General features: G+C 64.8%; 12 protein-coding genes. 3 read left to right on the forward strand and 9 right to left on the reverse strand.

Translation table 11 applies throughout. The annotated features are described in order from the left end of the window. Positions 1-12 precede the first annotated feature (12 nt). From KI242_RS02490 to KI242_RS02520, 7 genes are all read right to left on the reverse strand, one after another. Positions 13-957, reverse strand: a complete 945-nt coding sequence (locus tag KI242_RS02490) for a hypothetical protein (RefSeq protein WP_152685896.1) — start codon at positions 955-957, stop codon at positions 13-15. Positions 958-1,039: 82 nt separating this feature from the next. Beyond that, entirely contained in the window at positions 1,040-1,480 is a 441-nt protein-coding gene (locus KI242_RS02495; protein WP_015633891.1) for an IgaA/UmoB family intracellular growth attenuator, read from the reverse strand. Between the two features lie 174 nt (positions 1,481-1,654). Beyond that, positions 1,655-3,118, reverse strand: a complete 1,464-nt coding sequence (selO, locus tag KI242_RS02500) for a protein adenylyltransferase SelO (RefSeq protein WP_015633892.1) — start codon at positions 3,116-3,118, stop codon at positions 1,655-1,657. A 49-nt stretch (positions 3,119-3,167) separates the two neighbouring features. Further along, positions 3,168-6,521 (reverse strand): mechanosensitive channel MscK, encoded by a 3,354-nt coding sequence (mscK, locus tag KI242_RS02505; protein WP_011058860.1) that lies wholly within the window; start codon positions 6,519-6,521, stop codon positions 3,168-3,170. A gap of 62 nt (positions 6,522-6,583) precedes the next feature. After that, positions 6,584-8,326, reverse strand: a complete 1,743-nt coding sequence (locus tag KI242_RS02510) for a potassium/proton antiporter (protein WP_011058861.1) — start codon at positions 8,324-8,326, stop codon at positions 6,584-6,586. Between the two features lie 176 nt (positions 8,327-8,502). Further along, on the reverse strand, positions 8,503-10,128 hold the full coding sequence (locus tag KI242_RS02515; protein WP_015633894.1) for a methyl-accepting chemotaxis protein: 1,626 nt from the start codon (positions 10,126-10,128) through the stop codon (positions 8,503-8,505). A gap of 194 nt (positions 10,129-10,322) precedes the next feature. Next, positions 10,323-11,948: a methyl-accepting chemotaxis protein gene (locus KI242_RS02520; RefSeq protein WP_011058863.1), complete on the reverse strand. Its 1,626-nt coding sequence runs from the start codon at positions 11,946-11,948 to the stop codon at positions 10,323-10,325. A gap of 311 nt (positions 11,949-12,259) precedes the next feature. Here KI242_RS02520 and KI242_RS02525 point away from each other — a divergent pair, with 311 nt between their 5' ends. The 3 genes from KI242_RS02525 to KI242_RS02535 all read left to right on the forward strand — a co-directional run bounded on the left by KI242_RS02525 (position 12,260) and on the right by KI242_RS02535 (position 14,845). Beyond that, on the forward strand, positions 12,260-12,490 hold the full coding sequence (locus KI242_RS02525) for a hypothetical protein (protein ID WP_015633896.1): 231 nt from the start codon (positions 12,260-12,262) through the stop codon (positions 12,488-12,490). After that, complete coding sequence (locus KI242_RS02530) at positions 12,487-12,789, forward strand: cell division protein ZapA (RefSeq protein ID WP_011058865.1); 303 nt, start codon at positions 12,487-12,489, stop codon at positions 12,787-12,789. Before KI242_RS02525 ends, KI242_RS02530 begins: the two co-directional genes overlap by 4 nt. A gap of 118 nt (positions 12,790-12,907) precedes the next feature. Further along, positions 12,908-14,845: a methyl-accepting chemotaxis protein gene (locus KI242_RS02535; protein WP_212805881.1), complete on the forward strand. Its 1,938-nt coding sequence runs from the start codon at positions 12,908-12,910 to the stop codon at positions 14,843-14,845. A gap of 254 nt (positions 14,846-15,099) precedes the next feature. Here KI242_RS02535 and KI242_RS02540 read toward each other — a convergent pair whose 3' ends face one another. Continuing rightward, positions 15,100-16,902 (reverse strand): acyl-CoA dehydrogenase, encoded by a 1,803-nt coding sequence (locus tag KI242_RS02540; RefSeq protein WP_183000682.1) that lies wholly within the window; start codon positions 16,900-16,902, stop codon positions 15,100-15,102. 278 nt (positions 16,903-17,180) lie between these two features. Next, positions 17,181-21,134 carry a trifunctional transcriptional regulator/proline dehydrogenase/L-glutamate gamma-semialdehyde dehydrogenase gene (gene putA / locus KI242_RS02545; RefSeq protein WP_041115386.1) on the reverse strand — a complete coding sequence of 1,318 codons (3,954 nt, stop codon included), beginning with the start codon at positions 21,132-21,134 and terminating at the stop codon, positions 17,181-17,183. Between the last annotated feature and the right edge of the window lie 9 nt (positions 21,135-21,143).

Genomic DNA, 21,143 nt, shown 5'->3' on the forward strand with positions numbered 1-21,143 from the left:
GCATAGTGGCTGTTAGCGGTAATCGACGCTGGTCAGGCGATCCAGGGTCCGGCCCATGTGAAAGGTGAACGGCCGGCCCAGGGCCTGCATCTTCTGGTCGCACAGCGCTTGCAGCTCGTCCTTGCGGGTGTCGAAGGCTAGGGCCGAGGTCAGGGTCTGGACGCCGATGGAGCCGATGACGATGGCGAATTCGTCAAGGGGCACCGGGGCGGGCCGGGTGATCTTCGAGCTGGATGGCCAGGCCTGGACGGTTTTGTGCTGCAGGAGCCGGTTCAGGTCCGGGTCATCGAAATGTACCTTGATTGGCACCTTGGCAATGCTGCCGCCGCGGGTCAGCAAGGAGATCAGGCCGCGCTCGCTGTTGTCCTGTTCAAGGGCTTCGTAGGCGATCAGTTTCAAGGGCCTGGGCATGGCCAGGCGCGCGGTGATCTTGCAACTGACCGGGCCTTCGATTTCGCTCGCGTTGACGATGGCCTGCATGCTGTCTTCGTAGCTGCGGTCCAGCAGCATGCCGAACTCCGGCTCGAACGCCAGGGTGGCGTCGATGTTGTCCGGCAGGTCGCTGGTGCCGGAAGGGGTGACCTTGGCATGGGCGTTGTCCAGCTCCAGGCGCAGGTTCATCGAGCTGGCATTTCGCGCGCTGACGACCTGTTCGAGGATGGCCTTGAGGCTGCCCCGTTGTTCCGGGCTCAGGGAGTAGTCCACCAGGCGCAGGTGAATGACCTTGTCGTCCTCCTGGTCCCGCTCCAGGGCGATGGCGTCCGGGTCCAGGCCCTGGGCGCCGAGCGCGGTGTAAATGCTGTGTTTGTACGCCTCGTGCACCAACTGGTCGGAGTATTGCGGGCCGGCCTTGGGGTCGGAGCGCACCGACTCCTGGAAGTGCAGGGTGGCGAAGTCTTCCTTGCATCCGGCCAGCGACAGCAGCAGGGGCAACAGCAGCAGGTAGCGACGTTTCATGGCGGACTCTTGCAGGGCAGCGATGGTGGCAGGGCTCGGGGCATGGGCGAGCGGTGAAGGTGGCAGCCAGGCCGCCAGTGCGTCATTGGGCCAGGCGATGTCCGTTGAGGCCGATGACCACGGCGAACTTCTTGGCGATCACCACTTCGGCCTGGTTGTTGTCGGCCAGGAAGCTTTCCATCGGGAAGGGAAATTCCACGGGAATACCGGCGATCGACATGTGTTTCACCGACTGGACCTGCAGTTCCAGCCCGTCGCTCGCGGTGCCGCCGCTAATCAGATAGACGCTGTCGCTGATCGGCTTGTAGGACATGCCGCCGCTGCCCTGGATGCGTTGCAGGCTGGCGGTCTGTTTGGCCAGCTCGTCCAGTTCGGCCTGGGTAATGCTGCGGTGCGCCTTACCGTGCAGGTGCAGGTCCTGCAGGTTCATGCGGTACTTGGCGCGGCGGCTCAGGTAGATGACGACCGACACCAGGCTGAAGACGGCAAGGGCGAGGGTGGCCAGGGTGAAGAACAGGTTCATGTGCATCCTTGCAGGTACTGGAAATCAGGGCGCGCATTATCCCTGCCCGTCAGTGGTGGGTCCATGCGCAATCCCAGGTTGAGCCAGTGCTGGACGGCAAGCGCCTGCTCAACCTGCGGCAGGTCCGCAGGTTGGCCTAGGGCTTGAAGGTATCGATGGACAGCTTCGCCCGACTCAGGACGAACAGCTGATTTCCAGGTGCTTGCCCCACTCCGGCGGGCGTTCGGCGTAGCTGTCCATGCCGGGCTGTTCCTCGAAAGGCCGGCTCAGCACCTGATGCAGGCGGCGCACTTCGCTGTAATCCCCGGCTTCTGCGGCGTCGATGGCTTTCTGCGCTAAATAGTTGCGCAGGATGTACAGCGGGTTGACCGCGTGCATGCGCTCGCGGCGCAGGTCCTGGCCCTGGATCGGATCGCGGGCGACCCGTTCCCGGTACAGCCCGGCCCAGGCGTCGAAGCCGTTGCGGTCGACGAAGTCGTCCCGCAGCCGTGCCAGCGCCTGCTCCGGGGCGTGCTCCCCCAGCCGGCGGAAGAACAGGCTGTAGTCGACGCCGCTGTTCTGCATCAGTTGCAGCAGGCGTTCCACGAGCTTCTGGTCGTCGTCCTCGGCCTGGGTGAAGCCCAGGCGCCGGCGCATCAGGTCCAGGTAGTGGGCCTGGTACAGCGGCAGGAACAGGCCCAGGCTTTCGCGCAGCGCCTCGACACTGATGAACGGGGTCAGGGCCTGGGCCAGGGCGCTGAGGTTCCACTGGCCGATGGGTACCTGGTTGCTGAAGGAGTAGCGCCCCTGATCGTCCGAGTGGTTGCAGATGAAGTGGGCGTCGAAATCGTCGAGGAAGGCGAAGGGGCCGAAGTCGAAGGTGATGCCCAGGATCGACATGTTGTCGGTGTTCATCACCCCGTGGCAGAAGCCATAGGCCTGCCATTTGGCAATCAGCTCGGCATTGCGCTCGACGATCTCGCGAAACATCGCCAGATAGGGTTCAGGCAGCTCTTGGCACTCGGGGAAATGCAGGGCCAGTACATGCTCCCCCAACTGCTTCTGCTGCTCGGGTTTCTTGGTGTAGTAGAAATACTCGAAATGGCCGAAGCGGATATGGCTCGGTGCCAGGCGCAGGACCATGGCCCCGCGCTCCTGCTTCTCGCGCCATACCGGAGTGTCCGAGCCGATCACGCACAGTGCGCGGCTGCTGGGAATGCCCAGGGCATGCAGGGCCTCGGAGGCAAGGAATTCGCGGATCGACGAGCGCAGCACCGCGCGGCCATCGCCCATGCGCGAATAGGGCGTCTGGCCGGCGCCCTTCAGGTGCAGGTCCCAGTGTTCTCCCGCCTGGTTGTAGACCTCGCCCAGCAGCAGCCCGCGGCCGTCCCCCAATTGCGGGTTGTAGGAGCCGAACTGATGCCCGGAATAGACCATCGCCCGGGGCTCGGCCTCGGCCCACAGCTTGTGCCCGCCGAACAGTTCGGCGAACACCGGGGTTTCGGCCACGGCCGGGTCCAGGTCCAGCAGCGCCATGGCGCCAGGGCTGGCGGCCACCAGCCGCGGGTGGTCGAGGGGTTCGGGCAGTACGTGGGTCGAGAAGGCGTCGCCCAGGCGGGCGAAGCGGTTGTCGAAGGTCAGTTCGTCGAGGGCTTTCAACGGCCATCTCCCAGCAGAATGTCCGAGTATTCTGCTGGGGAAAGAGGCCTTAGTCGAGTTTGCTGGCCGGCGGTTCCTGCAGCGGCTTGCCCTCGGCCACCGGGACTATGGTCTTGGCCTCGGGTTCGATGGGCACCATCTTGTATTCCTGGCCGTGGAGGTTCTTCAGGTAGACCTCCATCTGCCGGAACGAGATGTTGATGTGCTGTTTCTTGAACTCGCGGTTGATGAAGCGGTTGACCTCGTCGACCACCGGGTTGCGGTCCCCCAGCTCGCGCACGTGCATGCGCAGCTCATGGTCCAGGGTGCTTTCACCGAAGTTCAGGAAGTACACATGGGGTTCCGGCTCCTTGAGGACCCGCGGGTTCTCCCGGGCGGCCTTGAGCAGCAGTTCCTTGACCAGGTCCAGGTCCGAACCGTAGTCGACACCGAGCTTGAGGGTCACCCGGGTGATGGTGTCGGTCAGCGACCAGTTGATCAACTGCCCGGTGATGAAGGTCTGGTTGGGGACGATGATGTCCTTGCGGTCGAAGTCGGTGATGGTGGTGGCGCGGATGCGGATCTTGCTCACGGTGCCCGACAGGTTGCCGATGGTGATGGTGTCGCCGATCCGTACCGGGCGCTCGAACAGGATGATGATGCCGGAGATGAAGTTGGCGAAGATCGCCTGCATGCCGAAGCCCAGGCCCACGGACAAGGCGGCCACCAGCCATTGCAGCTTGTCCCAGCTGACCCCCAGGGTCGACAGGGTGGCGACGAAACCTATCCCGGCGATGGCGTAGGACAGCAGGGTGGTGGTGGCATAGGCGCTGCCCTGGGCCAGGTCCAGCTTGGACAGCACCAGTACCTCCAGCAGGCCAGGCAGGTTGCGCGCCAGGGCGAAGGTGATGCCGACGATGATCAGCGCGCCGATGACGTCGCCGATGCTGATGGGCACCATGCTCATGTTGGCGCCGGTGCCGCTGGTGTATTCGTAGAGGGTGACGTTGTCCAGGTAGGAGAACACCGTGATCAGGTCTGCCCATACCCAGTACAGCGCCGCCATGAAGCCGCCCAGCAGGGCCAGGCGGATCAGGCGCAGGGATTGCTCGTTGACCTTCTCGATATCCAGGGTCGGCTCTTCCACCACCGCCTCGCCGCTTTCCCCGGCTTCCTTGGCGGCCTGGCGCTTGCTCAGCGCGCGCTGGTAGGCCAGGCGCCGGGCCGCCACGCTCAGGCCGCGGACGAAGGTGGCCTCGATCACCAGCCAGAACATCAGCAGGTACAGGGTGTTGATCAGCCGGTCGCTGAGTTTCAGGGCGGTGTAGTAGTAGCCGAAGCACACGGCGATGAACAGGGCGATCGGCAGCAGGGTGAAGAGCACGCCCACGGCCTTGCGGAACAGCGAGGTGTTCTGGTGGGTCGGGCTGCTCAGCAGCAGGCGGCTCAGCAGCCAGGCCATCAGTGCATAGCAGGTCAGCACCACGGCGATGCCCAGCACGTCCTCGGCCAGGGCTGCGGGCTGGTGCTCGGCCACCGCCACCACGGCCACCAGTGCCAGGACCACCAGCCCCAGGCGGCGGACCCAGCCCTGGAGGAATTCCACCTGGGGTTTTTCCCAGCGGAAATGCAGTTCCGCCACGCCGCCGGGGGCGAGGATCCGATAGGCGGTATAGAACACCAGCCAGGCCTGGGCGATCTGCAGCAGCGCGGCGCCGAGGTTGGCGTTCTGCCCACGGGCGTCGATCTGCAGGGCGTAGCCGCACAGGGCCAGGACCAGGGTCACCGGCATCGCCAGGAGGATGTTCACCAAGATCGCCAGTGGTGTGTGCCACTGGCTGTCGCGTTTGAAATGGCCGATGTCCTTGTGCACCTTGTTCAGGCGCGCATACAGGGCCTTGCGCCGCCACAGCAGGGCGCCGAACAGCAGCGCCAGGGGCAGGAACAGCAGTGGCCGCTGGGCCAGGCCGTCGGTCAGTTCGCTGAGGCTGGAGGCCCAGGGCAGGGTAGTGACCTGGCGCTCCAGGCGCACGGGGACGCTTTGCAGCCACTCGGCGTCCAGCGGCTTGTTGCTGGGGATCCAGAACATCTGCTCGTCGAGGGTCGCTCGCAGGCTCTGGGAGGTGCTGAGCAGCTGCTTCTGGTTCAACTGCAGGGTGATGGATTCATTGAGCAGCGCGCTCAGCTCGCGGTTCAGGCGTTCCAGCAGGTCGGCGCGGGTGATGGCGAGATCGATCAGGGTCCGGCGCAGTTGTGGCGTGACCTGTTCCGGGGGTTGGTTCTTGAGCAGGTTGTCGACGTAGGTGCTGGGGCTGCCCAGCAGCTCGCGCTGTTGATTGACTTCGAACTGATAGAGGCGGATGTCGGCGATTTCGTCCGCCAGGTCGCGGTCCAGTTTCAGGCGCGGCAGGGCCTGCTTCTGTTTATAGAGGATCTTCGACAGCAGCAGGCTGCCCTTGAGCACGTTGATCTGCTCGTCCAGGGCCGCATCGCTCTGGGTCACGCTGTCCAGCTGCTGCTTGGTCAGCAGGTTCTGCTGGGTCAGTTCGTTGAGGCGGTCGGTGCTTTTGAGCAGGTAGTCGGAGAGCCTGAGGTTGCTGGCGCTCTCGGTGGCCAGCAGGCTGCTGCTCCCGGCCTTCTGCGCCTCGATGGACTGCTGGGTCACGGTTTCCTGGGACTGGGCCAGGCGCTTCTGGTTGATCAGGGTCTGCAGGTCCTGGATTTCCTGCTCCAGGCGCGCGGTCTTTTCCATCAGCAGGTCATGCTGGCTACTGCCCAGATCCTGCAATTGGCTGTTGCCGGCCAGTTCCTGGCGGCGCAGGGGGATCAGCGCGTTGATCGCTGCCAGCTCGGCGTTGAGCAGGTTGCGCTGGTCGGCGCTGAGCAGCTTGCCGCCGTCCTTGCCGGATTTGAGTGCGGCGTTGATCTGCAGGATGCGCGTCTGGCTGCTGCTGATCTCCGCCTGGGCGCGCTCGGGGCGGGTCTGGGCGGTGATGTCCAGGGTATTGGCGTCGGCCAGGGCCTTTTGCAGGTCGCCCTGCAGGCTGGTGCGCTCGGTCAGCAGCTGTTCGAGCTGCGATACCGGCAACGAGCCGTAGCGCTGGATCACCGGGACCACTTTGCTGGCTTTCAGGCGGGCCAGTTCGCGCTGGTTTTCCGATGTCTGGCGCGGGGCATTGCTCAATTGCTGCTTGAGATCGCTCAGGCGCTGCTCATAGTTCTGCTTGTTGGCCAGCTGATTCAGGGTGTTCTGCAGCAGGGTCTGCAGGGCCTTCTGGTCGGCCTCCGGCAGTTTGCGCTCGGCGATCTTGTCCAGGCTCTGCTGGACCGCCTCGGCGCTGGGCGGGTCACCGCCCTGTACCGCGCCGACAGAGAGGCTCAGGCCCAGCAGGGCAACAGCGAAAAATTTACGCAGGATAGGCATAGAGGTCGGTCAAGCAAGTAGGAATAGGGGGCGCCATGCCGGGGGCTGACGCGTTCCGCAGTTTAGAGGAAGAGTCCGGGGCCGGGGCGACTTCCTTCGGGGAATCTGACGCCGACCTTGCCGATCTTGTTCCCGTCCATCACGGCCACGGTCCAGATGGTGTTGTTCCATTCCACCTGGTCGCCGACCACCGGTGCACCACCGACCTTCTGGGCGATGAAGGCGCCCAGCGGCATGTCTGCGTCCTGGCCGTCGAGCTTGAGCCCGTAGAGCGCCGAGACCGCGCCCAGCTGGGCATCGCCCTCGAGCACGAAGTCACCGAAGAAGCGCAGGTCCAGGCCGCGTTCCGGAGCCTGGCTGAAGAGTTTGCCCAGGGCCGGGAGGTTGTGTTCATGGCCGATCACGCACAGCAGATCGTCGGCTTCGAGCACCGTACTACCCGACGGATGGAGCAGTTGCTGGCCACGAAACAGTGCGGCGATGCGCGTGCCCTCGGGCATTTTCAGCTCCCGCAGGGCGGCGCCGATGCACCATTTCTCCGCCCCCAGGCGGTAGACGAACAGCTCCCACTCGCTGGTGACGTGGACCTCCAGGGCCGCCCGGGAGATCGGTGCCGGCTCCGGTGGAACCGTCACCTTCAGCCACTTGGCCACCCACGGCAGGCTGGTGCCCTGCACCAGCAGCGAGATCAGGACGATGAAGAACGCCAGGTTGAAGTACAGCTGGGCATTGGGCAGCCCGGCCATCAGCGGGAACACCGCGAGAATGATCGGTACCGCACCGCGCAGCCCGACCCAGGAAATGAAGGCCTTTTCCCGGCCATGGAAGGCCTTGAACGGCGCCAGGCCCACCAGCACCGACAGCGGTCGGGCGAACAGGATCATCCACAGCGCCAGGCCCAGGGCCGGCAGGGCGATGGGCAGCAAGTCGTGGGGGGTGACCAGCAGCCCCAGCACCAGGAACATGCCGATCTGTGCCAGCCAGGCCATGCCGTCGAGCATGTGCAGGATGCCGTGGCGGCTGCGTACCGGGCGGTTGCCGATCACCAGGCCGCACAGGTACACGGCGAGGAAGCCGCTGCCGTGCAGGGCGTTGGTCAGGGCGAACACCACCAGGCCGCCGGCCACCACCAGGATCGGGTACAGACCGGTGGCCAAGTGGATGCGGTTGACCAGTTGCAACATCAGCCAACCACCGCCCAGGCCGATCACCGCGCCGATGCCGAACTCGCGGATCAGGTCCGTCAGCAGGCTCCAGTGCAGGCCGGTGTGGCCGCTGGCGAGCATGTCGATCAGGGTCACGGTGAGGAACACCGCCATCGGGTCGTTGCTGCCGGATTCGATCTCCAGGCTGGCGGTGACCCGCTCGTTGAGGCCCTTGCCCCCCAGCAACGAGAACACCGCGGCGGCGTCGGTGGAACCGACGATGGCGCCGATCAGCAGGCCCTGGATCAGGTTGAGGTCGAACAGCCAGGCGGCTGCCATGCCGGTCAGGCCAGTGGTGATCAGCACCCCCACCGTGGCCAGGGACAGCGCCGGCCACAGGGCCACGCGGAAACTCGCGACCCGGGTACGCAGGCCGCCGTCCAGCAGGATCACGGCCAGGGCCAGGTTGCCCACCAGGTAGGCGGTCGGGTAGTTGTCGAAGATGATGCCGCCGCCGTCCACCCCGGCGGTCATGCCCACGGCCAGGATGATCACCAGGATCGGGATGCCCAGGCGCGATGAAAGTGAACTCACCAGAATGCTCGCACCTACCAGCAACGCGCCGATCAAGAACAGGCTGTTGATGGTCGTCGCATTCAAAGGCAGTACTCCAGGGCGAAAAAGGCGGGCGCAGGCTGACCATGCAGTCTGCGTGCCAGCGATTCTAACCTGTTGAAATACGCCACTGTCAAAAAGCTTTTGGCGACAGTGGCGGATTCCCCAGGTGCGAATTCCGGCGCCGTTTTACCGGCGCCATCCAGGGCTGGCGGGGTGTTTCAGAGGCGGAAGCGGGCAACCATGCCGTTGAGGTCCACGGCCAGGCGCGACAGCTCGTTGCTGGCTGCACTGGTCTGGTTGGCACCGGTGGAGGACTGCACCGACAAGTCGCGGATGTTCACCAGGTTGCGGTCCACTTCCCGGGCCACCTGGGCCTGTTCTTCAGCGGCGCTGGCGATCACCAGGTTGCGTTCGTTGATCTCGATGATGGCGCTGTTGATGGTGTCCAGGGACAGGCCGGCACCCCGGGCGATATTCAGGGTCGATTCGGCACGTTCGGTGCTGTTGCGCATGGAATCCACGGCGTGCTCGGTGCCGCTCTGGATGCTGCCGATCATGCGTTCGATTTCGCTGGTGGACTGCTGGGTGCGGTGGGCCAGGGCGCGGACTTCGTCGGCGACCACGGCAAAACCGCGACCGGCCTCACCGGCACGGGCGGCCTCGATGGCGGCATTGAGGGCCAGCAGGTTGGTCTGGTCGGCCAGGCCGCGAATCACGTCCAGCACCTTGCCGATGTCCCGGGACTCGTTGGCCAGGTCGCCGATCAGGCTGGCGGTGCCCTGCACATCGGAACTCATGCGCTCGATGGCCGACACGGTTTCCTGCACCAGGTCGCGGCCGTCGCCGGCGGAGGCGGTGGCATTCTTCGAGGCTTCGGAGGTGCTCACCGCGTTGCGCGCCACTTCTTCCACGGCGCTGGTCATTTCATTGACCGCGGTGGCGGCCTGTTCGATCTCGTTGTTCTGCTGGGTCAGGCCGCGGGCGCTTTCCTCGGTGACGCTGTTGAGCTCTTCGGCCGCCGAAGCCAACTGGGTGGCGGAACCGGAGATGCGCTGCAGGGTGTCGCGCAGTTTTTCCTGCATCTTGGCCATGGCCTGCAACAGGCGCCCGGCCTCGTCACTGCCATCGACCTTGATCGGCCGGGTCAGGTTGCCCTCGGCGATTTCCTCGGCGGCGCCCAGGGCGTTGGCGATGGGCTGGGTGATGCTGCGGGTCAGCAGCCAGGCGAAGAGGAAGGTCAGGCCAGTAGCCAGCACCAGCAGCGCCACCACCAGGTTGAAGGCCGAGGAGTACTGCTCGGCGGCTTGCTGGTTGGTGTCCACGGTCTGCTGGGTGTTGATCTCCAGCAAGCGGTTGAGCACGGTGTTCATGGCTTCGGAGTTGTTCAGCAGTTCGGTATTGAGCAAGTTGCGCAGCTCATCCACCTGATTGTTGCGCGACAGGCTCTTCATCCGCTCTTCGATCTGCCGGTACTGGCCCAGCAGTTGGAGGTACTGCTCGTAGGCGGATTTTTCTTCCGGGCTGGTGATGAATTTTTCGTAGATGACCTGGGCGGCGCGGATCTGCTGGTTGCGCATTTCCAGCAGTTCGATGGTCTTTTGCTGCACGTCCGGCTCACGGTTCACCAGCAAGCGGTAGGACAGCACCCGCAGGCGCAGGGTCAACTGGGTGAATTCGTCGAGGCTCTTGATGCTTGGCACGCTGCTCGACGTGATGTCTTCGGCGGCGCCGCGGATCTTGCTCATCTGGTTCAGGGCGAACACCCCGAGGATCAGCATCAAGCCGCCGATCATGGCGAAGCCGAGGAAGGCCCGCGGAGCGATATTCATATTACGAAGGGACATGGTAGGTACCAAAAAGGGCGCATCCGTGCGGGGCTTGAGACTGACTCTACCGTGACTTATCGGTCGTACGACTAAAGTCTTGAGTCTCGCCGTGGATTAAGCCTGTCCGGTACCTGCCTGCTGGGGTGCCTTGAACGCCACCCTCACCAGCCCCCACCGCTCAACGGCGGGAGCTGGAGCAGGGCGCAAGGGCTTCAGAGCTTGAATCGGGTGACCAGGTTGTTCAGGTCGACCGCCAGGCGTGACAGCTCGCTGCTGGCGGCCTGGGTCTGGTTGGCACCGGTGGTGGACTGTACCGACAGGTCGCGGATGTTCACCAGGTTGCGGTCCACTTCACGGGCCACCTGGGCCTGTTCTTCAGCGGCGCTGGCGATCACCAGGTTGCGTTCGTTGATTTCGCTGATGGCGCTGTTGATGGTGTCCAGGGACTGGCCGGCCCCCCGGGCGATGCTCAGGGTCGATTCGGCGCGTTCGGTGCTGTTGCGCATGGAGTCCACGGCGTGCTCGGTGCCGCTCTGGATGCTGCCGATCATGCGTTCGATTTCGCTGGTGGACTGCTGGGTGCGGTGGGCCAGGGCGCGGACTTCGTCGGCGACCACGGCAAAACCGCGACCGGCCTCACCGGCCCGGGCAGCCTCGATGGCGGCATTGAGGGCCAGCAGGTTGGTCTGGTCGGCCAGGCCGCGAATCACGTCCAGTACCTTGCCGATGTCCCGGGACTCGTTGGCCAGGTCGCCGATCAGGCTGGCGGTGCCTTGCACGTCGGAGCTCATGCGCTCGATGGCCGACACGGTTTCGCGCACCAGGTCGCGGCCGTCGCCGGCGGAAGTGGTGGCGCTCTTCGAGGCTTCGGAGGTGCTCACCGCATTGCGCGCCACTTCCTCCACGGCGCTGGTCATTTCATTGACCGCGGTGGCGGCCTGTTCGATCTCGTTGTTCTGCTGGGTCAGGCCGCGGGCGCCTTCCTCGGTGACGCTGTTGAGCTCTTCGGCCGCCGACGCCAACTGATGGGCGGAGCCGGAAATACTCTGCAGGGTGTCGCGCAGCTTTTCCTGCATCGTGACCATGGCTTGCAGCAGGCGCCCGGCTTCGTCGCTGCCATCGACCGTGATGGGGCGGGTCAGGTTGCCTTCGGCGATCTCTTCGGCGGCCCTCAGGGCATTGGCGATGGGCTGGGTGATGCTGCGGATCAGGCGCCAGGCGAACAGCAGGGTCAGGGCGCTGGCCAGCACCAGCAGCCCCACCACCAGATTGAAGGCTCTGCGGTACTGAGCGGCAGCATCATCGTCGGCGACGGTGGCGTAATGGCTGTTGATCTCCACCAGTTGGTTGAGGACCGCGTTGATCTTTTCGGCGCTGTCCATCAGGTCGGTATTGAGCAGTTGTTGCATGGCCTCAAGCTGGTTGTTGTGCGACAGCTCGATCAGTTGGCTCTCCAACTGCCGGTGGTGGCTCAGCAGCGTGCCGTATTGCTCGTAGGCAAGGCGCTCCTCGGGGCTGCTGATGAGCTTCAGGTACTGGGCCCGGGCTTCTTCGATCTTCTGGTTGCGCTGGTCGATGGCATCCAGGGTCTGCTGCTGGGCCTGGGGTTCGCGGTTGAGCAGCAGCCGGTAGGCCTGGACCCGTTGGCGCAGGCTGAGCTGGGTGAATTCATCGACGCTCTTGATGCTCGGGATGGTGTCCTGGCTCATGCGCTCGGTGGCTGAGCGGATCTTGCCCATCTGATTCAGGGCGAACACCCCGAGAAACAGCATCAGGCAGCCGATCAGGGCAAATCCGAGGAAAGCCCTCGGGGCAATATTCAGGGAGCGCAGGGACATGGACATTACCTCGGGTGAGCGCTTTATTGCGCTGGCAGGATCAGGGACGTACCTGTCTATCGCGTTGAACAATGGCTTCTTGAACCGGCGGATGCAGTTTCAGAAATTTCTTATGCGTAACTGGGAAAGTTCATAAAAGTCCGAGACTCCGACGAGGCGTCAGGAACCGGAGCGCAGAATGACAGTCTCTAACAGCTCTCGCGGAAGGGTCATCGCCAGTAAAATCAAGGCTTTGCGCCTGGATAACCCTGGCATCCAGGGTGACTTTTCTTTATCGTACGCGCCCTTTGCAAAAAGCCCGGAAGATCAAAATGTTGGAAGCATCCCTCAGCCAATTGGAACAGCTGGTCAGCGACCTGGTGGTACAGAACCAGGAACTGCTCGGTACGAACGCAGCCCTCAAGGAACAACTGGACCAGGCCAAGGATGAAAACGAAAGCCTGCAACTGAGCCTGATGGAGCAGGAAGAAAAGCAAGGCGCCACCGCTGCCCGCATCCAGGCGCTGGTTGAGCGTGTCAGCGCGAGCCCGGCCAATCCATGAGACATCACATCGATGGAGTGAAGGTCGTTTCGATCCTGGGGGAGGATTACTCGATCAAGGCGCCGGCCGGGGAAGAACAGACCCTGATGGACGCTGCGCTGATGCTCAAGGCGGCCCTGGCCGACACCAAGAAGAAGTACCCGACGCTGATCGGCGAGCGCCTGCTGGTGCTGGCGGCGATGAACCTGTGCTCGCAGCAGATCGAGATGCAGAAGCGCCATGCCCAGGAACTGGAGCGCTATCAAGAGCAAGTGAGCGCCACTGTCGAGGTCATCGCCAAGACCATTCAACAGAACTGACGGAACTGCACACAGCCGCAGGGTTATAGGTTGGACAAACATAACTAATGTTTGTATACAGCCTTCCGCGGCTGGCGCGACATTTCAGCCTCTTATACCAATAAGAAAGAGGTGTTCCATGCAATTCTGGCGACGCAGTATTCAATGGCAACTCGTCCTCAGCATGGGCTCGGCCCTGCTGGTCAGCCTGCTGGTGGTGGTGGCGGTCTACACCGTGGTGATCAACCACCTGACCCAGAACTACCTGGTGGACAAGGCGCTGCCTTCGAGCATCGAAGCCATGCGCAACGATATCGAACGCATTCTCGCCCAGCCGCTGACGGTCGCCCGGGACATTGCCAGCAACGGCATGCTGCGCGATTGGCTGGCAGGCGGCGAGGATCCGGCCCAGGCCCAGGTGTTCGTCGACTACCTGGAAGGCATCCGCGCCGAAAACCAGGCCTTCACCACCTTGATGGTGGGCACCGCGACCAACCACTACTACAACGAGAAGGGGCTGGATCGCACCCTCAGCCGTTCCAATCCCAAGGACGCCTGGTTCTACAGCTTCATCGACAGCGACAAGCCGCGGCTGCTCAACATCGACACCGATGTGGCCACCGGCGAGTTGGCGATGTTCATCGACATGCGGGTCAAGAAGGACGGCAAGCTGGTGGGGGTGGCCGGGCTCGGGCTGAAGATGCAGGCGCTGTCGCAATTGATCCATGACTTCAGCTTCGGCGAGCACGGCAAGGTCTATCTGGTGCGCGCCGACGGCTTGATCCAGGTTCACCCCGAGGCGCAGTTCAGTGGCAAGCGGCACCTGTCCGAGCAGATCGGCGAGTCGGCCGCCCAGGCGGTCATGGGGCACGAGGGGTTGGCCAGCAGCCGGTTCGTGCGCGACGGCGAAGACTTTGTGGCCCTGGGCCTGCCACTGCGGGGCATGGGGTGGTCGCTGGTGGCCGAGGTGCCCGAAGCGCAGATCTACGCCGATGCCCGGCAAACCTTGTGGCTGACCACCGGCATCGGCCTGGCTATCGCCCTGGTCTGCCTGCTGCTGGTGATCTGGCTGGCTCGCGGCCTGGTGCGGCCTGTGCGTCAGGTGACCGCCGGGCTGGTAGCCATCGGCAGCGGTGGTGGCGACCTGACCCTGCGCCTGGATGCCAGCCGGGCCGACGAGCTGGGGGACCTGGCCCGGGGCTTCAATCGTTTTCTCGACAGCCAGCACGGCATGATCGGCGAAGTGCTGGCCACCACCGAGCGTCTGCGCTCATCCGTGGGGCAGGTGGCGGCGGTGGTGGAGAACACTGCCGAGCGCTCGGGGCGGCAGCAGGAAATGACCGACATGGTGGCCACGGCCGTGCACCAGATGGGGCTGACCGTCCAGGACATCGCGCGCAATGCCGGGCAGGCGGCCGATGCGTCCCAGGCGGCCCGGGATGAAGCCCAGCTGGCCCAGGGGGTGGTGGACGGCTCGATCCGGCACATCGAAAGCATGTCCGGGGAAATTGCCCTGGCCGCCAGCGCTGTCAGTGAACTGGCGCATCAGGTGGCCTCCATCGATCAGGTATTGGCGGTGATCCGCGGGGTCTCCGAGCAGACCAACCTGCTGGCCCTCAATGCGGCTATCGAGGCAGCCCGTGCCGGGGAAATGGGCCGAGGCTTTGCCGTGGTGGCGGACGAAGTGCGGACCCTGGCCCAGCGCACCCAGGCGTCCACCGACGAGATCCAGCAGATGATCCAGAGCCTCAAGCAGGGCGCGGAGAATGCCGTGGCCTCCATGCATGCCGGGCAGTCGGCCACGGGTACCGGGGTGCAGTCCAGCCAGCAGACCGGGGCTTCGCTGACAGCGATTACCGGGCAGGTTGAGCACATCAGCGACATGAACCAGCAAGTGGCCACCGCCACCGAGGAGCAGTCGGCGGTGACCGAAGAGATCAACCGCAATGTCCAGGGCATCTCCGATCTGGCCCGGGCCACCGCGGCCGAAGTCCAGGCCTGTCGTGAAGACTGCCGGACCCTGCAGCGCCTCTCCGAGGACCTGGCCCGACAGGTGGGCGGCTTCAAGCTGCACTGACCACCCGCCGTGGTGTATCAGGCCGGGCGCCTTCGCCGGCAAGCCGGCTCCTACGGGGAGCAATGGCGCCTGGTGCAGGAGCTGGCTTGCCAGCGAACCATGCGCCGCGGTGTATCAGGCCGGGCGCCTTCGCCGGCAAGCCGGCTCCTACGGGGAGCAATGGCGCCTGGTGTAGGAGCTGGCTTGCCAGCGAACCATGCGCCGCGGTGTGTCAGGCCGGGCGCCTTCGCCGGCAAGCCGGCTCCTGGGTGGCCTCAGAACCAGGCGTCCTGCATGCTCAGGCAGGTATCGTCCCGCGCTTCCAGCAGTGCCAGCTCGTGCTGGCAGCCTGGCACTTCCCAGGTCAGGAAGTAGCGCGCGGCCTGCAACTTGCCCAGGTAGAAATCCCGATCCGCCGCCACTGCCCGCGCCAGTCCTTCCTCGGCCCGGATGGCCTGTTCCAGCCAGCGCCAGCCGATCACCGCATGGCCGAAGGCTTTCAGATACAGCGCCGAGTTGGCCAGGGTGCCGGTGACCTTGCCGCTGGCCAGGTCACCCAGCAACCCCAGCGTCACGCTTTGCAGGCGCGTTACCAGTTGTTCCAGGGGCAGGCGCAGGGCGTCCAGTGATTGATGGGCGCGGGCCCGCTCGCCGGTCTCGGCAATCAGGCGTACCAGGCGCTTGAGCCCGGCGCCGCCGTTCTGCGCCAGCTTGCGTCCCAGCAGGTCCAGGGACTGGATGCCGTGGGTGCCTTCGTGAATCGGGTTCAGGCGGTTGTCGCGGTAGTACTGCTCCACCGGGTACTCCCGGGTATAGCCGTGGCCGCCGAGAATCTGGATCGCCAGTTCGTTGGCCTTCAGGCAGAACTCTGAAGGCCAGGACTTGACGATCGGGGTCAGCAAGTCCAGCAGTTCGTGGGCCTGCTGGCGCTCGGCCGCATCGGCCAGGGTGGTGGTGTCGTCGAACAGCCGCGCCGAGTATAGCCCCAGGTCGAAGGCGCCTTCGACGTAGGCCTTCTGGGTCAGCAACATGCGCCGCACATCGGCGTGCTGGATGATCGCCACCGGCGCGGTGCTCGGGTCCTTGCTGTCCGGCAGGCGACCTTGCGGGCGTTCGCGGGCGTATTCCAGGGAGTACAGGTAGCCGGCGTAGCCGAGCATCACCGCCCCCATGCCGACGCCGATCCGTGCCTCGTTCATCATCTGGAACATGTAGCTCAGGCCGTGATGGGGCTTGCCCACCAGATACCCCACGCACTGGCCGTTATCGCCGAAGTTCAGTGCGGTGGAGGTGGTGCCGCGCCAGCCCATCTTGTGGAACAGCCCGGCCAGCAGCACATCGTTGCGCGGCCCCAGGCTGCCGTCGTCGTTGACCAGGAACTTGGGCACGATAAACAGCGAAATGCCCTTCACCCCGGGCGGCGCGTCCGGCAGCTTGGCCAGGACCATGTGCACGATGTTTTCCGACAGCGGGTGGTCGCCGCCGGAAATGAAGATCTTGTTGCCCTTGAGCCGGTAGCTGCCGTCGGCGGCCGGTTCGGCACGGGTGCGGATATCCGATAGCGACGAGCCGGCATGGGGCTCGGTCAGGGCCATGGTGCCGAAGAAGCGACCGTCGATCATCGGCTGCAGGAAGCGTTGTTTCTGTTCTTCGGTGCCGAAGCTCTCGATCAGGTTGGCGGCGCCCATGGTCAGGAACGGGTAGGAGGTCGAGGCCGCGTTGGCCGCCTGGAAGTGGGCGAAGCAGGCCTGGGACAGCAGGGTTGGCAGTTGCATGCCGCCGGCCTCGAAACTGCGGGCGGCATTCAGGAAGCCGGCTTCGAGGAACGCATCCACCGCCGGTTTCACTTCGGGGATCAGCACCGCCTGGCCGTCTTCGTAGCGTGGCTCGTGCTCATCGCCCTTGCGGTTGTGCGGGGCGAAGAACTTCTCGGCGATGCTGCGGGCGGTGCCCAGGGCGGCGTCGAAGGTTTCCCGGTTGTGCTCGGCAAACCGCTCGCGCTGGGTCAGGCCCTCGGCGTCGAGTACCTCATACAGTTCGAAGGCCAGATTGCGGGAACTGAGCAGCGTCTCGGACATGGCGGCATACCTGTGGGATAGGGAATGGGCCGAGTCTAGGCGCGTGAATGAAGGCTGGATAGCAAGATTGATGTGGGTGATAAAGATGCCAAACAGGCACAGCCCCTGTCGCCGCTGCCGAAGGCTGCGATAAGTCCCGCAGGAACTTCGGCGGCAATGAAATCGCTACGGCCGTTCCGGCCGATCGCAGCCTGCGGCAGCGGCTACAGGAAACGGCGTCGGGCAAAAAAAAAGAGCGCCGCTGAGGGCGCTCTTTTCCATGGTGCCGACTATCGGCTTCAGCCGATGGTCATCAGGCTGGCGTTGCCGCCGGCCGCTGCGGTGTTGACGCTCAAGGCGCGCTCGATCACCAGGCGCTCCAGGGCAATCGCGGTCTCGCCCTGGGACAGGCCCTGGACGCCGACGATGGCACCGGCACGCTGGGCCACCTGCTGGCAGACGCTGCGCAGCTGGTCGGAATCACCGTGGTGCAGGACGGCGTCGAATACCACTTCGTCCTTGCTCCAGTCGGCCACGCGCTGGATACGTGCCTGGACTTCCTTCGGCAAGCGGGCGAACAGCGCCTTGCTGATCTCGCTTTCCGGCCACACCGCCGAGCCACCGACGGCCAGCACGGCTGCCAGTTGGGTCAGCAGGTCACCCTCGACCTCCGCCAGGCACAGGACGTGCTCGCGGGGCAGGATGGCGTAGCTGTTGCGCTCGCCGGTAGGGCCGGTCAACTGCCGGGTGATGCCGCTCTGGGACTGGCCGGCGAACTGTTTGCACAGGATCGCCAGTTCCGCCAGCTTGCTGCTCTCGGCCCAGGCTTGCAGGGCGTTTAACGGCTTGCTGAGGGCTTCGCGCAGGCGCAGGTCCGGGGCGTTCTCGGCGTCGCCACGGGCAAAGGACTGCTCGATGGCATCCACCGGGCGGGTCGACAGCAGGCGGTACAGGTACAGCGGGCCGCCGGCTTTCGGGCCGGTGCCCGACAGGCCTTCGCCGCCGAACGGCTGCACGCCGACCACGGCACCGACGATGTTGCGGTTGACGTAGACGTTACCGGCGTGGACGTTGTCCACCACCTTGGCGATGGTCTCGTCGATCCGGGTGTGCACGCCCAAGGTCAGGCCGTAGCCGGAAGCGTTGATCTGGGCGATCAGCTGGTCGATTTCCTTGCGCTTGTAGCGCACCACGTGCAGCACCGGACCGAAGATCTCGCGCTGCAGCTCGTCGAAGCTTTCCAGCTCGATCAGGGTCGGCATGACAAAGGTGCCGCGCTTGCATTCTTCGCCGTCGGCGATGGCCATCTGGTACACGTTGCGACCTTTGTCGCGCATGGCCTGGATGTGCTTCTCGATGCCGGCCTTGGCTTCGGCGTCGATCACCGGGCCGATGTCCACCGACAGGCGCTCAGGGTTGCCCAGGCGGTTTTCGGCCATGGCGCCCTTGAGCATTTCGATCACACGGTCGGCGGAATCTTCCTGCAGGCACAGCACGCGCAGGGCCGAGCAACGCTGGCCGGCACTGTCGAAGGCCGAGGACACCACGTCGATGACCACCTGTTCGGTCAGGGCCGAGGAGTCGACGATCATTGCGTTCTGGCCGCCGGTTTCGGCGATCAGTGGGATCGGCCGGCCCTGGTTGTCCAGGCGCCCGGCGATGTTGCGTTGCAGCAGACGCGCAACTTCAGTGGAGCCGGTGAACATCACGCCCTTGACGCGCTCGTCACCCACCAGGCGGGCACCGACGCTTTCGCCCTGGCCCGGCAGCAGTTGCAGCACGCCTTCGGGAATCCCGGCTTCGAGCAGCAGGCGCACGGCCTGGGCCGCCACCAGCGGGGTCTGTTCGGCCGGCTTGGCCAGTACCGGGTTACCGGCGGCGAGGGCCGCGGCGACCTGGCCACTGAAGATGGCCAGCGGGAAGTTCCACGGGCTGATGCACACCACCGGGCCCAGTGGGCGGTGGGCGTCGTTGCTGAAGTCGTTGCGGGCCTGCACCGCGTAGTAGCGCAGGAAGTCCACGGCTTCACGCACTTCGGCGATGGCGTTGGCGAAGGTCTTGCCGGCTTCCCGGGCCAGCAGGCCCATCAGCGGCTGGATCTCGCCTTCCATCAGGTCGGCGGCGCGTTCCAGGATCGCCGCGCGTTCGGCCGGCGGCGTGGCCTGCCAGATCGGTGCGGCGTTGAGGGCGCACTGGATGGCGTTGTCGACGTCTTCGACCGTGGCTTCCTGGACGTGGCCCACCACATCGCGATGGTCCGACGGGTTGAGTACCGGTGCCGGGGTTTCGCTGCTGGCGGCGCAACCGAGCATCGGTGCGGCTTTCCAGTTGTTGTGGGCGGTGGCCAGCAGTGCGCAGGACAGTGACGCCAGGCGGTGTTCGTTGGCCATGTCGATGCCGGCGGAGTTGGCCCGCTCGGCGCCATACAGGTCACGCGGCAATGGAATGCGCGGGTGCGGCAGGCCGAAACCGCCTTCCAGGGTGGCCATCTGTTCGATCTGGGTCACCGGATCGGCCACCAGTTCCTGGATCGAGATCGACTGGTCGGCGATACGGTTGACGAACGAGGTGTTGGCGCCGTTTTCCAGCAGCCGGCGTACCAGGTAGGCCAGCAGGGTTTCGTGGGTGCCCACCGGTGCATAGACGCGGCATGGACGGTTCAGCTTGCCCTCGGCAACCTTGCCCACCACTTGCTCGTACAGCGGTTCGCCCATGCCGTGCAGGCACTGGAACTCGTACTGGCCGGGGTAATAGTTCTGACCGGCAATGTGGTAGATCGCCGACAGAGTGTGGGCGTTGTGGGTGGCGAACTGCGGGTAGATGACTTCCGGTACCGACAGCAGCTTGCGTGCGCAGGCGATGTAGGAAACGTCGGTGTACACCTTGCGGGTGTAGACCGGATAGCCTTCCAGGCCTTCGACCTGGGCGCGCTTGATCTCGCTGTCCCAGTAGGCGCCTTTCACCAGGCGGATCATCAGGCGGTGACGGCTGCGACGGGCCAGATCGATGACATAGTCGATCACGTACGGGCAGCGCTTCTGGTAGGCCTGGATCACGAAGCCGATACCGTTCCAGCCGGTCAGTTGCGGCTCGAAGCACAGGCGCTCCAGCAGGTCCAGGGACAGCTCCAGGCGGTCGGCTTCCTCGGCGTCGATATTCAGGCCGATGTCGTACTGCTTGGCCAGCAGGGTCAGGGACAGCAGGCGCGGGTACAGCTCTTCCATCACGCGCTCGTACTGGGCGCGGCTGTAGCGCGGGTGCAGGGCCGAGAGCTTGATGGAGATGCCCGGGCCTTCATAGATGCCGCGACCGTGGGAGGCCTTGCCGATGGAGTGGATGGCCTGCTCGTAGGACGCGAGGTACTTCTGTGCGTCGTGCTCGGTCAGTGCGGCTTCGCCGAGCATGTCGTAGGAATAGCGGAAGCCCTTGGCTTCGAACTTGCTGGCGTTGGCCAAAGCTTCGGCGATGGTTTCGCCGGTGACGAACTGTTCGCCCATCAAGCGCATGGCCATGTCCACGCCCTTGCGGATCATCGGCTCGCCGCTCTTGCCGATGATGCGGCTCAGGGAGGAGGTCAGGCCGGCCTCGTTGTGGGTCGACACCAGCTTGCCGGTCAGCAGCAGGCCCCAGGTGGCGGCGTTGACGAACAGCGATGGGCTGTTGCCCAGGTGCGGCTGCCAGTTGCCGGTGCTGATCTTGTCGCGGATCAGCGCGTCACGGGTGCCCTTGTCGGGGATGCGCAGCAGGGCTTCGGCCAGGCACATCAGCGCCACGCCTTCCTGGGACGACAGGGAGAACTCCTGCAGCAGGCCCTGGACGATACCGGCACGGCCGCCGGCGCTCTTCTGGTTGCGCAGCTTCTCGGCGATCGAGGCGGCCAGTTTGTTCGCGGCTTCGGCGGTGGCGGCCGGCAAGCGCGCCTGCTCCAGCAGCATCGGTACCACTTCCGGTTCCGGGCGGCGGTAGGCGGCGGTGATCGAGGCGCGCAGCACCGACTGCGGGAGAATGCTTTCGGCGAACTCCAGGAAGCATTGGTGGGCGTGATCGGTCTGCACCTCGCCGGCATCCTCGCCGTCTTTGGCGGTGGCACTGCTCAGCTCGGTCAGGGTTGCACCACCCTCGAGTTTTTCCAGGTAATTGAAAATCGCCTGCTTGATCAGCCAGTGCGGCGTACGATCGATCGAGGCCGCGGCGGCCTTGAGGCGCTCGCGGGTAGGGTCGTCGAGTTTGACCCCGAGGGTGGTGGTAGCCATATTTTTATC

Origin of the sequence: Pseudomonas sp. Eqa60, assembly GCF_018326405.1 — a bacterium.
GTDB classification, from domain to species: Bacteria; Pseudomonadota; Gammaproteobacteria; order Pseudomonadales; family Pseudomonadaceae; genus Aquipseudomonas; species Aquipseudomonas protegens.

Excerpts from the sequence above, each read along its gene's own strand:
- KI242_RS02530 (WP_011058865.1), top strand. The coding sequence starts at position 12,487 with ATGAGACATCACATCGATGGAGTGAAGGTCGTTTCGATCCTGGGGGAG.
- KI242_RS02495 (WP_015633891.1), bottom strand. The coding sequence starts at position 1,480 with ATGAACCTGTTCTTCACCCTGGCCACCCTCGCCCTTGCCGTCTTCAGC.
- KI242_RS02525 (WP_015633896.1), top strand. The coding sequence starts at position 12,260 with ATGTTGGAAGCATCCCTCAGCCAATTGGAACAGCTGGTCAGCGACCTG.
- putA (WP_041115386.1), bottom strand. The coding sequence starts at position 21,134 with ATGGCTACCACCACCCTCGGGGTCAAACTCGACGACCCTACCCGCGAG.
- mscK (WP_011058860.1), bottom strand. The coding sequence starts at position 6,521 with ATGCCTATCCTGCGTAAATTTTTCGCTGTTGCCCTGCTGGGCCTGAGC.
- KI242_RS02515 (WP_015633894.1), bottom strand. The coding sequence starts at position 10,128 with ATGTCCCTTCGTAATATGAATATCGCTCCGCGGGCCTTCCTCGGCTTC.
- KI242_RS02490 (WP_152685896.1), bottom strand. The coding sequence starts at position 957 with ATGAAACGTCGCTACCTGCTGCTGTTGCCCCTGCTGCTGTCGCTGGCC.
- KI242_RS02535 (WP_212805881.1), top strand. The coding sequence starts at position 12,908 with ATGCAATTCTGGCGACGCAGTATTCAATGGCAACTCGTCCTCAGCATG.
- KI242_RS02540 (WP_183000682.1), bottom strand. The coding sequence starts at position 16,902 with ATGTCCGAGACGCTGCTCAGTTCCCGCAATCTGGCCTTCGAACTGTAT.
- KI242_RS02520 (WP_011058863.1), bottom strand. The coding sequence starts at position 11,948 with ATGTCCCTGCGCTCCCTGAATATTGCCCCGAGGGCTTTCCTCGGATTT.